At 46.9% G+C, this 12,969-nt stretch carries 11 protein-coding genes; 1 reads left to right on the top strand and 10 read right to left on the bottom strand.

Going from position 1 to position 12,969, the window contains the following annotated elements:
- Positions 1–2: 2 nt before the first annotated feature.
- The 6 genes from ICC18_RS08440 to liaF form a co-directional block, all read right to left on the bottom strand.
- Complete coding sequence (locus ICC18_RS08440) at positions 3–692, bottom strand: response regulator transcription factor (protein WP_188173905.1); 690 nt, start codon at positions 690–692, stop codon at positions 3–5.
- Between the two features lie 110 nt (positions 693–802).
- A complete protein-coding gene (locus tag ICC18_RS08435) occupies positions 803–2,374 on the bottom strand; it encodes a S1C family serine protease (protein ID WP_188173904.1) in 1,572 nt (523 codons plus the stop codon).
- A 187-nt stretch (positions 2,375–2,561) separates the two neighbouring features.
- The gene (locus ICC18_RS08430; protein ID WP_188173903.1) at positions 2,562–2,975 is read right to left on the bottom strand and encodes a YugN family protein; all 414 of its coding nucleotides are present in this window, start codon (positions 2,973–2,975) and stop codon (positions 2,562–2,564) included.
- A 131-nt stretch (positions 2,976–3,106) separates the two neighbouring features.
- Positions 3,107–3,766, bottom strand: a complete 660-nt coding sequence (locus tag ICC18_RS08425; RefSeq protein WP_188173902.1) for a response regulator — start codon at positions 3,764–3,766, stop codon at positions 3,107–3,109.
- Entirely contained in the window at positions 3,756–4,823 is a 1,068-nt protein-coding gene (locus ICC18_RS08420) for a HAMP domain-containing sensor histidine kinase (protein WP_188173901.1), read from the bottom strand. The genes ICC18_RS08425 and ICC18_RS08420 overlap by 11 nt, the downstream gene beginning before the upstream one ends.
- A gap of 8 nt (positions 4,824–4,831) precedes the next feature.
- Positions 4,832–5,905: a cell wall-active antibiotics response protein LiaF gene (gene liaF / locus ICC18_RS08415; protein ID WP_188173900.1), complete on the bottom strand. Its 1,074-nt coding sequence runs from the start codon at positions 5,903–5,905 to the stop codon at positions 4,832–4,834.
- Between the two features lie 292 nt (positions 5,906–6,197).
- Here liaF and ICC18_RS08410 point away from each other — a divergent pair, with 292 nt between their 5' ends.
- Positions 6,198–7,487, top strand: coding sequence for an ammonium transporter (locus ICC18_RS08410; protein ID WP_188173899.1), 1,290 nt, complete (start codon positions 6,198–6,200; stop codon positions 7,485–7,487).
- A 171-nt stretch (positions 7,488–7,658) separates the two neighbouring features.
- On the opposite strand, the gene ICC18_RS08405 is transcribed toward ICC18_RS08410, so the two are convergent.
- From ICC18_RS08405 to thrS, 4 genes are all read right to left on the bottom strand, one after another.
- A complete protein-coding gene (locus tag ICC18_RS08405) occupies positions 7,659–8,036 on the bottom strand; it encodes a hypothetical protein (RefSeq protein ID WP_188173898.1) in 378 nt (125 codons plus the stop codon).
- A 78-nt stretch (positions 8,037–8,114) separates the two neighbouring features.
- The gene (locus ICC18_RS08400; protein ID WP_188173897.1) at positions 8,115–9,635 is read right to left on the bottom strand and encodes a methyl-accepting chemotaxis protein; all 1,521 of its coding nucleotides are present in this window, start codon (positions 9,633–9,635) and stop codon (positions 8,115–8,117) included.
- A gap of 381 nt (positions 9,636–10,016) precedes the next feature.
- Entirely contained in the window at positions 10,017–10,688 is a 672-nt protein-coding gene (locus ICC18_RS34470) for a 3D domain-containing protein (RefSeq protein WP_188173896.1), read from the bottom strand.
- 181 nt (positions 10,689–10,869) lie between these two features.
- Positions 10,870–12,804, bottom strand: coding sequence for a threonine--tRNA ligase (gene thrS, locus ICC18_RS08390; RefSeq protein ID WP_188173895.1), 1,935 nt, complete (start codon positions 12,802–12,804; stop codon positions 10,870–10,872).
- Between the last annotated feature and the right edge of the window lie 165 nt (positions 12,805–12,969).

Genomic DNA, 12,969 nt, shown 5'->3' with positions numbered 1-12,969 from the left:
GTTTATGATTCTCCTCTCAGCACATAACCCGCTCCCCGGACGGTCTGGATGATTCGTTTATGCCCATACTCTTCTGTTTTTTGGCGAAGCAACGCTATATAAACCTCAAGGACGTTGGATTCACCGCTATAGTCGTAGCCCCATATCTTCTCCATAATGACATCACGGGATAACACCCGCTTCGGATTCAACATAAATAAATGAAGCAGATCGAACTCTTTGGTTGTTAACTCAACAAGCTTATCCTCACGAAAAACTTCGCGCGTATCCAAATCTAACGTGACGTCCTCATAATTAAGCCTGTTTGTCGGCTGCTCCGGCCGTTCCGTTCTACGACGCAGAAGCACACGCACTCGTGCCAACAGTTCTTCGAGCGCAAACGGCTTAACCAAATAGTCGTCCGCTCCCAGGTCAAGTCCTTTCACGCGATCACTAATCTCATCTTTAGCCGTTAGCATTAAAATGGGGACCTCGCTCCCGCTTTCGCGGACACGACGAACGACTTCCCAACCATCGATCTGCGGCATCATCACATCGAGAATAATCAGATCGGGTTCACTGCTGAGCATCTGCTTCAACCCTTCCGAACCATTCCCTGCCGTAGTAACGGAATACCCTTCAAATGCAAGTCCGCGTCTTAACATAGACGTAATTTTTTCATCATCATCTATAACCAAAATTTGTTCTCTCATCGCATAACCGCCTTTCTTTCTTCCATTGTAGCAAAAATTATGATGAAGCAAAAAGAAGCAGAGCCTGCAAGCTTGCGGCCGCGGGACTCCACTTCCTGATTAAATGCTAATTATTTTGCTGCGCTTTCTGTGAGTGTATTTTTATCGCCAATCGTGACCGGCACTTCCAAGCGCTTGCCGTCACGAATAAGTCCTAGCGTCACTTTGTCGCCAACTTTTGCAGCCTGTACTTTGGTAATTAACTCTTGCGAGTTTTTCACTTTCGTGCCGTTGATGTCCACGATCACATCATATTGACGCAGGCCCGCTTGGAATGCAGGACTTTTGCGCTGCACACTGCCAACCAATGCACCGTCTGTATTCGAAAGCTTCAATTCGCTAACCCAATCTTTGCCGATGTCTTGAAGCCCTACGCCGAGGTAAGGAACCGGTTCTTTAGGGATTTCGACGTTGTTTTTCAAATTGTCCAGGACGGATGAGATCGTGCTTGTTGGAATCGCAAATCCAATACCTTGCGCCTGGGAGCTTACGGCGGTATTAATACCGATCACTTCGCCGTTCAAGTTAAGCAGCGGTCCGCCGGAGTTGCCCGGGTTAATGGATGCATCCGTTTGCAGCAAGTGTTTGTATTCGCGGGTTCCTTTAGAATCCGGAATGCTGATCGGACGCTCTTTGGCACTCAGTACGCCTACTGTAACCGTGTGGTCAAAACCGTACGGGTTACCGATCGCAACAACCCAATCGCCGACATTCACGTCTTCTGCCTTGCCGAGCGGAAGAATAGGGAAGTCTTTGTCTCCTTCGACTTTGAGTACCGCCAAGTCCAAATCATAGCTGGTTCCAAGCACTTTGGCTGTGAATGGTTTGTCGTACCCTTGTACGGTTACTTGAACTTCATCGGCGCCATCGATCACGTGTTCGTTCGTCAGGATATACCCCGTTTTCTCGAAAATAAATCCTGTTCCCATCCCTGCCGCCTGCAAATCTCCGTTGCCGGAATCCTGTTGATTTTGGTCGGTACCGCCTCCGCCATTGTCGCCAAAAAATTGACGGAAGAACGGATCGTCGAACAAGGAGTTGCCGCTGCTGCGGGACGATCTTTTCGATTTTACAAACGCTTCAATTTTGACGATTGCCGGGCCGGCATTTTGAGCGATCTCAGAAATGTTGTTCGGACGAGCAACGTCAAGTCCTACATTTTTCACATCGCCGCTGTTGCCGTTCGAGCTCGTCGCCGTTGTTGTCGTGGAGCCGCTAGATGCAAGCGGCTTCTCGTTTCCTGTGAACAAATTCGTTTTGTCCGCCGTAAACATGAGAGCGCTTATGACCAGGGCGCCGGCCATAAAAGCCGCGAAAATACTTTTTGCAGATGAACGTTTCTTAGCAGTGTAATCCCAAGGCCCCGGCCCTTGCTGTGCCCCTGCATCCGTTTGGAAACTGAAAGGACGTAAATTCTTGGGCGGTGTCACTTCAACACTGGATGTTCCTTCAGAACCCGACGCTGAGGTGGTTAGCTGATCCGTTTCGTTATTCTCATTAAAAGCTGATTTGTAAGGACCATAAGAGTAGTAGTAAGAAGGTCTCTTTTGATCCGGCTCTTGTTTTGCTTCTTGCCCTTTGTCGTTGCTATCATTGTTCTGCGGCTTAAAGAAGTCGCTGTAATCTTTTTTATTGTCTTCCATCGTCCTTACCTCCACATGTTCGTTTAAAAGTTATAAGTGCATGCTGTGCATAGTTTCTTATTGAAGTAGTAGGTCTTGCTGTCTATGGTTCTATCATGCACCTACAACCTTAAACCAATATTAAAAAACGATAAATTGGAGGTAAAAAACAGAAATCATTATTATTGTTGCAGGATTCTGACCTATTTCAATGAATCCATGCTTTTTCGACCCTCTTGAGCAGTCCTTCCGCTTTCTCAACCCATTTGTCCTCGATTTCCGCATCGGGATTCAGCGGGGTTTGAAACTGATCGATGAGAGCTCCGTAGGTTTCTGCTTCCGCCCCTTGGTCAAGCCCTTCATTGTAAACATGCTTCAAAACAAAAGGCGTTCCCATCTTTACGATGGCATCAGTAGCTTCCGTATCCCCTTCGATTCTTCCTGTTACCATCTGAAAAGGAATCCGGAGCCAAACCTTATTCGCTTCATCTAAATTACGGTCAAAGTAACCATGATCGTAGTCCCAGTTTCCGCCTAAAGCGAACTCAAATTCATGCAGGTGGTCACGTACGCTGTCAAAAGACTCTTGCACCTGCGTAAGCGATGATGATAATGGTTTCATTTCTTGACACTCCTTAGAGTTTTGTCTTGACAAAACTGGCATCGTAAGCATAAGCTTAGGCGCTCATAGTATTGATGCTTACCCATAGAGTGTGCCAAAATGTAGTTTTTATGTGCAGGATCTCCCTTTTATTAGACCCATCCTTTGCGATGAGCGAAGATAGCCAGTTGGGTGCGATCCTCCAATTCACACTTCATGAGCAAATTGCTTACATGCGTTTTGACCGTTTTAATGCTGATAAAAAGCTCTTCCGAAATCTCTTTATTGCTTTTGCCTTCCGCTATGAGCAGAAGCACTTCCCTTTCCCGCGTAGTCAGCCCTTCCTCTTCAGGCTGCGCGTTACGCTGTCTAATCCCTCTGGTCAGGGCCAACGAAACTTCTGAATTCATAACAGGCATCCCTCGGTAAGCACTTTGAATCGCATGGATTAGCTGATCAGAAGAAACGGTTTTGAGCATGTAGCTGATCGCGCCCGATTCCACTGCTTCCACAACTTTAGCCTCTTCCAGAAAACTTGTCAGCATGATGACCTTCATCTGAGGATATTTCTCACAAACAAGCTTCGTAGCCGATATTCCGTCCATGACGGGCATCGTTAGATCCATTAGGATAATATCCGGTAATTGCTGCGAGCTCTCGCGGCTCCATTGATCTAACTTATCCAATGCTTCTTTTCCATTGCTTGCTTCTCCAATGACTTCTAAACCAGGCTCTAGTGAAATATAAGTTCGCAGCCCTACTCGGACCATATCGTGATCATCGACGATCATTATTTGAATATTAGTGCTCATTCCGCTCATCCTCTCTTACCAAAGTCAATCCGCTCGGCTCCTCCGCAAATCGCGGAATTTTTACACGAACTCTCGTTCCAGCGCCCGGTTTACTGTCAATTTCCACTTCACCGCCAAGCTTTTGCGCCCGCTCCCTCATCGTCGATAGCCCATGGGAAGCTGAAGGAATATCGCTCCGTTCGAATCCCTGTCCATCGTCCTGCAGTTGGAGCACGTATTGATGCTCTCTCTCATGAATCGCCAATCTAACCTGCTTCGCCGAAGCGTGTTTAATCACATTTGCAAGCCCTTCCTGGATAATAAGAAAAAACTGATGCTCAATTGCCTCCGACATGGATTCGCCAACCACAACATCAAGTTGGCCCTGAAGTTCGTGGGTCCGGCAATATTCCGGAAACCATTTCTCCAGAGCTTCTTGTAAGCTCATGTCATTCAGTTCAATCGGTCTTAGTTGTGAAATTAATCCGCGCATCTGTTTCTGCGCATGATGAGACATCTGAATCAGTTGATTCATTACCCCTGATGCGGCATCCGGGTTTCTCTCCAAAATTTTCGGCAGCGAAGAAGCGGACATATGGATCGCGAAAAGTTCCTGACTAACCGTATCGTGAAGGTCCCGTGCAAGACGGCGTCTTTCCTCCATGACCGCATTCTCCGTCAGCTCTTGATCGCGGATCGCTTCCGCCTCGCCGAACTTCTGGAGCAATTGTACACGTTCTTGGACGGCAGAAGCCATTGTATTGAAAGCTTCATATAAATATAAAAAGGGCTCGACTGGTTCAAGTTCAATGCGGCTGGCGAAATTGCCTTTGGATATTTCAAGCATCGCGAGGTGAAGCTCGTCGACTTTGCGCTGCCATCTTTTCGTAGCTATATAACCGACAGTCAGACATGCAACAAGGATGGCGGCGGCAAACCAAAGCCTAAATTCCCAGGAAGTCAACTCTTCCTTGAAATATTCGAGGACAATATAGATGCTGGATACGGTAATCAAACTAGATATGAGAAAATAATTAAGCAGCTGCCATTTCATGTTAAACATGCGCAATTTGTACATACCGTGTCTCAACCTATCCTTTTTATCGTAATATCTCCAATAAACATGCTTGTTGTGACGATCAGTTTGCGCTCCGCTTCCTCATAATGAGAAGTTTGCGTTCTTACGTTGCGAAGAAATCCGCTCTCACGCCGATCCAAGACCTTCATATCGCCAATAAACGAGCTGGCCATCACGCGCACTTCAACGTCGATATCGTTAGGGATGAATATTTTCACATCGCCTATAAATGCTGTAACGTTAATCGGGGTTTCCCCTAAAGGAATGGAGGCACGTGTCAGATCTATCTCTGAGTCCCCGATAAAATGAGAGATTTGGAGAGGCTTCAGCTCCCATGGTTCTTGGCCCAGGCGAACATCTCCGATAAAGCCATGCCTGTGCATCACTTCGCCGGAATCCACATTGCGGACAAAATCGTCATATTTGCGTTCACGCTGGTAGTGCGGCTTGCGAGGCGAATCCATCTTCGCCGGCGGTTCGGTTGGATCCCAGTCTGTACGATGCTTGTTCACGTCAAACTCTCCGTGAATATCTTTCAATACCGCCTTTTCTTCCTCGCTCAAATCTCTTTTGACTTCACTTGCCTTTTCTGAAGAACGATCCGGCGTCGTTCCGCTCCAGTTGTCATTGTCCCACGGATTTCGATGTTTCCGGTGCTGCTCACGCCTAGCTTCGTGTCTTGCTTCTCTCGCTTGATGCTTGGCGTCATGGATCGTTTGCCAGTCATGCGAATTTCTTCTTCCCGATTTGAAAATGACGCCGAGCCCTAACAAGATTAATGCGACAGGCCAAAGATATTGAAACAATTCTTTCACGGATATAGTCATCAGATTCAAATTTTTCAAGAGGAATACCGTGCCGACGGCACAAAGTATGAAGCACCAGAACGCTCCGCCCCAATGATACCTTTGCTGTCCTGCGAAACCCGTCAAGCCGAAAAAAATGAGGATAACCGGCCAATAAGTGGAAAACATATACGCAAGATCGATTGTGATTAGCCCCGTCTGATCAAGCAGAAAGAACACGCCTGCCGTGACGAGGACAAGCCCCCATATAATGCGCTGAAACATATGCGGATTCATACTTGCTTCCTCCATTTGTGTACATGGTTGTTAAGATACTTCTAGTCTAAAGGATGCGGACAGGAATGAAAAGAGACGAGGGATTGAAGGTGTCCTCGGTCTCTAGACTGAGTTTTTAGAAATAGTTCAGAGCTTAACTTACATGTCATCATGTTAGATACGAACATTCGGTCATTGATGTTATGTATTCTTACGTATTTCGTTGACATGTTTATCATCAGAACCGTATAATTGTTGCTATGAAAGCAGGTAAATATATGCCTGCGCTTACGACGCAAGGGGAGATGAAAGAATGGATGCTATTCAACAGCTTTCCAGCGGTTTGGATACCATATGGGTTGTCCTGACAGCAGCTATGATTTTACTTATGGAAGGCGGCTTTGCCTTATTGGAAGCAGGCTTTGTTCGACAGAAGAATGCAGTAAGCATCATCATGAAAGTATTTGTAGATATTGCTTTCGGAGCACTTGTTTTTTACTTCATCGGTTTCGCTTTGATGTATGGGAAAGACGTAGGAGGATTCATTGGTACAACCGGTTTCTTCATGGGAGGAGATTTAACACATATTCAATTAACAATCTCACATGAAACATATTGGTTGTTTCAATGCGCTTTCGTTATCGCCGTCATTTCCATTGTCTCTGGCGCGGTTGCAGAACGCATTAACTTCCGTGCGTACATCTTATATACAATTGCCATGACAGGTATCATTTACCCGGTAGCCGGGCACTGGGTCTGGGCTGTGAATGGCTGGTTAGGCAAACTCGGCATGGTAGATTTCGCAGGTTCTGCCGTTATCCACGCATTGGGCGGCTTCTCCGCACTTGCAGCAGCCATGATCATCGGGCCTCGAATTGGTAAGTTCTCTGCGAACGGTACAGCCAACATCGTCCCTCCCTCCAATTTACCGCTGGCGTCTGTAGGTGCATTTATCCTTTGGTTCGGTTGGTTCGGATTCAACTCGGGAAGTACGCTTAGCGCAACAAACAGCTCTATTGGTCATATCGCCGTTACGACGATGCTGGCTGCTGCGGCCGGAAGCGCGACATGCATCCTGTTCACCATGATGCGCTATCGCAAAGCGGATCCGCCGATGGTGATCAACGGAGCTCTGGCTGGTCTCGTCGGCATAACCGCCGGTTGCGCTTTCGTTAGCAACGCTGCAGCCATCCTCATAGGAGCGATCTGCGGCATCGCGATGGTCTATGCGACGGAGTTCCTGGAGGCCAGAAGGATCGATGACCCAGTCGGCGCGTTCCCCGTGCACGGAATTAGCGGCAGTATCGGTACGCTTGCGGTAGGTTTGTTCGCAAAACCCGATGCGATCAGAGAAGGGACCGCGGGGCTGTTCTACGGAGGAGGCTTTGAACTTCTAGGCGTGCAAGCTTTAGGGCTTGTCGTGATCTGCATCTGGGGCTTCATTCTAACATGGGGATTCTTGAAAGTCATTAAACTCGTCACGCCGCTTCGCGTGAGCCGGGACGAGGAGCTTGTTGGTCTAGATGTAGGGATCCACGGCGTTCCCGCTTATAGTCAAGAAGACGGTTTCCTGGACTTGGGACAACTGAAAAGCGAAAAGTGAAACAACGCAAACGAAAAGCGGCTGTCCGACAGTAGCTCCAGCTACTGATAGGTCGGCCGCTTCTTTTATTGATCAGACAGTCTCGCTTTCCACGAGCGAAATAGTAATGAGGCTGCCCCTCTAGTGATGTAACTACTGAAGGGGCAGCCTCATTATTGTTTCTTTCCTATGTTAAGACAATTCTTGTTCAATCTCTTGAGGAACGGAGATGACATCATTCGGCATCGATCCATTTAATATCATACGCGCTTGCTCAATTTCAGCACGGAGTTTCTTCACTTGCTCCATCGGCTTCTTGACATAATGAATATATTCAACGGCAAGATGATGGTCAGGTTTCCTGCCAGAAAACATACGGCGCAACGATGACATCGACTGATAAGCCCGCTCTTCCTTCATTCTTTTCATCTCATAGCGCTCAACGACTTGCTCAATTTCAGCAACTTGCTGCTCCTTGCGAGAAATATAAGCTTCCAAGAAAGGATACACTTCTGCAGCTCGCCTTGACGCACCTTGAGTTTTCACGCCTGATCGCAAAGCATTCAACATGATAATTCACCTGTCTCCCCATGTTAACATTCATCACAGTAATCTTATTTTACACTAAAATATAAGTTTTGAGAACTACTATTTCAGCATTAAATCGATACCGACGACGCCGATAGGGGCTCCATGATCATCCAAAATTGCTTTAGACAATGTGATGCATGGTTTTTTGGTAATAGCTGACACGTATTCCTGCGAAACGAAGAGCTCTCCATTCATCGCACACTTCCACCAATCCCGGCCCTTGGCATTAACCAGCCCCGCTTCCGGGAGCGAGAAGATGAAGGTGCCGTCGGCACGATTGGACCAGATAGCTTCAATACCGTTCGTTCTTTGTAGCACTTCGCTGAGATGTGACTTATGCTTCGCTTCGTCCAATGAAGTAATGTCAGGTATTAGCACAAGGGAACTAAGCATTTGCTTCATGTCATGCGCGTTGACATTGACGGACCCTGATTTCTTTTGCACCCCAACAGCTTGAATGGCCTCGATCAGTTCTGTAGAGGTACGATCCAGATTGCGATTCGTATTCTGCAGCATCGTCACCTCTCGTCGTTGTTTCTTCATTTGTTCCACCGTATGCTCAACACTTGCCATCGTCTCGTTCATTAAATCGACGACTTGGCCAAGTGAACTCGTCGTACCTGATACTAATGCGGATTGCTGCTTGGTTGAGCTTGTCGTACTGGATACGAGATTGTTCACATGAACAATCAATGAGAAAATCGTATCGATCTTCTCCTTCATCACTTTCATTTCTGAAATTCCGTGCTCGACAGACTGTTTCTCAGCGGCAACGGCCGTAACGACTTGAGAGACGCCGCTTTCGATGGAGGTAAGAATCTCGGAAGATCTTGTTACCGCTTCATGGCTTTGAGCGGCCAGCTTCTTGATCTCCTGGGCAACGACCGAAAACCCGCGACCGTGCTCCCCCGCTCTCGCTGCTTCAATCGATGCATTGAGAGCCAGCAATGAAGTCTGGGAAACGACCTCCGCGATAAAAGTATTGATCTCTTCAATCTTGGATGTATGAATAGTTAAATCCTGAATCTTCTTCTGCATCGTATCGTTATTTAGATGCAAATCGGTCATCACTTCATCTGTAGCGTTCAGCGATCGGCATACGTCAACTACCGTATCTTTGGTTTGTTCGCTTTCTTGATGCATATGTACGGAGGAATCCAAAATCTGCTCAGCCGCTGCTGCCACTTGCTGGATCGCGGCAAAAGCCTCTTGCAGCTGCTCGACCGCTTGGTTGCTGCGAGCTTTCAATTCTTCTTCCCCTTGAATGGAGGCGTCGGCAATGTAGGTCAATTGTCCAATGGAACGGTTCATCTCTTCAACAGCTCCAGCCAAGCGATCGGCCACGACTTGAGATTCTTGAACAAACGTCAGGATCTGATCTTGTTGATCGGCATGATGTAAACTATCATTCGCTGTTCCTCTGCTGTGTAACCATGAATAGACGCCCATAAACAAAAAAACCGCCAATAAAGCAGCAGTCAACCATCGAGAAGGCATCCAAATCGCTAATCCGCTTACCGAGCTACCTAAAATAATGACACCGTAGAACCAACTGATCCGTTTCGTGTCTACTTTCATAAGCAACTGGCACCCCTTCCCAAAAAAACCATGTTATTTTTTGTTACATTATATCGAATAATGCATACGAAAAAAAGACCTTCTCAGGTCTTTTTTTCAGACAGAGCATGATGAAACCGGTTCGACAACAACGAAAAAGAAGAGACCCTTGCGGGGCCCTTCTTAAAAATTACTTATGTTCTTTTGGGATTACTTATTTGTTTGGTTTAGCTGATTATTTTGCTGCTTGTTAGGTACTGATGTTTCCGCAGCAAACTCTACGTCTGGAGCTTGTTTGTTTTTATTGTTTTTGTTCTTTGCCATGTCCCATCACCTCCCCTAAAACGTATTATTTCCCGGATTGGGGATGTTATGACGGGAAATTCCGGCTGCTGGAATCAATTAGAGTGCTTTTGTCGGCGAAATTATTTCATCCTTCAGCTGATTCCAAATCAGCTCAGTCACTTTGCCGTTACCCTTTTTTACGATAAATACTTTTACCGTCTTCTTGCCCCATTCCTTATACACAGCATCTTTCGTGTCGAAATAAAGGTCTATTTTTTTCCCTTTGATGGCACTGCCGGTGTCTGCAACGACACCATATCCATAACCGGGAATAAATAAGACGGTGCCAAGCGGAAACACAGACGGATCTGCTGCAATGGTGGATAATGCTTTGTCGTCCCGCTTGACTTTAATGCCTGAAAAGGTAATTCCATATTCAGGATGATCCGGATTCTTGCCTGTAGATTCTTTACCTGCGAAATAACCCGTAGCTACAACTTCGACTGCCTTAAGCTTAGACAAGTCTGAGTCAAGCTTGGGTACAAAGCGGTAATTGACTCGCTGTTGTTGTTCATGAGTGACCTGTAGCGCGGCTGGCTCATTTATGACCAAAGAATCGATTTCCTGTGGAGCTTTTATATGGGTAACATTGTTTGTAATGGGACGAACTTCCTGCTGAGGCTCCGCTACTTTGATTTTGGTTTCATCTTGTCCGAAAATCGCGAGCAACACATTAACAACCATCAACATACTGAACCATTTGGACTGGCTAAACAATTCGGTCAACATAATTTTTGATACCTCCCCTACTATAGCAGGTTGTCCAATTCCTTTCACACGTATACGTCTAGATGCAGACCCACTGTTTAAGGTTTCCCAATTATGCTGATTTATGCATGCCATCCCCAAAAATCACGAAAAAAGCAGAGAAGCTTGGCTCCTCTGCTTTTTTCGTGATTATGATTTAAATTTATTGTTTTTTTCGGATTTCCTCATCGATCATTTCAATCACTTGCGCAATCGGGTGCGTGCCCAAATCGCCTTGACCGCGCTTGCGAACGGACAGACTATTGTTGGTCACTTCATTTTCACCGACTACGAGCATGAAAGGAATTTTCTCCAGCTGCGCTTCCCGGATTTTATAGCCTAGCTTCTCATTGCGGATATCGGCTTCCACACGAATGCCCGCAGCTTGCAATTGCTCAGTTACTTTATTAGAGAATTCCTCGAATGCCGGGGATACCGGAATGACTTTGGCTTGAACCGGCATCAACCAGGTTGGCAGCGCTCCTGCAAAGTTCTCAAGCAAGAAGGCTGTCATGCGCTCCATGGTACTAATAATGCCGCGGTGAATAACGACTGGGCGATGCTTCTGTCCATCATCACCGATATACTCAAGCTGAAAGCGTTCAGGTAGTAAGAAATCGATCTGTGCAGTAGAGAGAGTCTCTTCTTTCTTCAGCGCTGTTTTGATTTGTACGTCGAGCTTAGGCCCGTAGAATGCAGCTTCACCCTCAGCTTCGTAGAACGGCAAACCTAGTTCCTCAACGACTTCACGAAGCATCCTTTGGGAAGTTTCCCACATCTCGTCATCCTGGAAGTATTTTTCGGTATCCTTCGGATCGCGGTACGACAGGCGGAAACGGTAGTCCGTGATCCCGAAATCCTCGTACACTTGGCGAATTAAATTCACAACGCGGGAGAACTCTTCCTTGATTTGATCCAAACGGCAGAAAATATGCGCATCATTCAAAGTCATCGCGCGGACGCGGTGCAGACCTGTCAGAGCACCCGACATTTCGTAGCGGTGCATCGTTCCAAGCTCAGCAATACGGATCGGGAGATCGCGATAGCTGCGCATATCACTCTTGTACACCATCATATGATGCGGACAGTTCATCGGACGAAGTACGAGCTCCTCGTTGTCCATGACCATTTTCGGGAACATATCTTCATGGTAGTGATCCCAGTGACCTGAAGTTTTGTACAGTTCTACGTTTGCGAGCACAGGCGTGTATACGTGTTGGTAGCCTAGGCGCTCTTCCAAGTCAACGATATAACGCTCCATTGTACGGCGCAGTTTTGCACCATTAGGCAGCCAGAGCGGCAAACCCTGTCCAACTTCCCGGGAAAAAGCAAACATCTTGAGCTCCCTGCCGAGTTTGCGGTGATCGCGTTTCTTCGCTTCTTCAAGCAAATGCAGGTGCTCATCCAGCTGCGCTTTTTTCGGGAAGGCAGTGCCGTAAATACGCTGCAGCATTTTGTTTTTTGCATCGCCGCGCCAGTAAGCACCTGCTACGCTGAGTAGTTTGAACGCTTTGATCCGGCCTGTAGAAGGCAAGTGAGGACCGCGGCAAAGATCGAAGAATTCACCTTGGTCATAGATCGTGAGTACCGAATCCTCCGGCAAATCACGAATCAACTCAAGCTTATATGGATCCTCCATCTCAGTAAAAATGCGGATCGCTTCTTCTCGGGACACTACACGGCGAGTAATCGCCAGATTTTCCTGCGTGATGCGCTCCATTTCTTTTTCGATTTTCACCAAATCCTCAGAGCTTAACGGCGTTTCAAGATCGATATCGTAGTAGAACCCGTCCTCGATGACCGGACCGATCCCCAGCTTCACGGCTTTCTCACCGTAAATACGCTTGATCGCTTGGGCCATTAAATGTGCAGTACTGTGACGGTACATTTCAAGACCCGCTTCAGTATCTAGAGTCAAAATTTCCACATCGGAATCTTGCTCCAAGGAGAAGGATAAATCGACGGATTTTCCGTTAACTTTGCCGCCAATCGCATTTTTCTTCAAGCCGGATGAAATGGATTCCGCCACTTGCTCAATCGTCGTTCCGACCGCATACTCTCTAATAGCTCCATCAGGTAATTTTACTTGTACAACCATGTTCTGGTCCTCCTAAGTGTACCCCACAAAGTGAAGTGATGCTTCGCAGCATAGTCCTATTACTTTGCGAAGGCCCCAAAATGTAATATTGAACGCAAAAAAGCACACTGCATCCCAAAAGGGACGAGTATGCTCAGCTCGTGGTTCCACCCTAATTCGATTCTA

Source organism: Paenibacillus sedimenti (genome assembly GCF_014534655.1).
GTDB lineage: Bacteria > Bacillota > Bacilli > Paenibacillales > NBRC-103111 > Paenibacillus_E > Paenibacillus_E sedimenti.
Note: the sequence above shows the minus strand (reverse complement) of the source record. Positions and strands in the feature narration are given on the sequence as shown.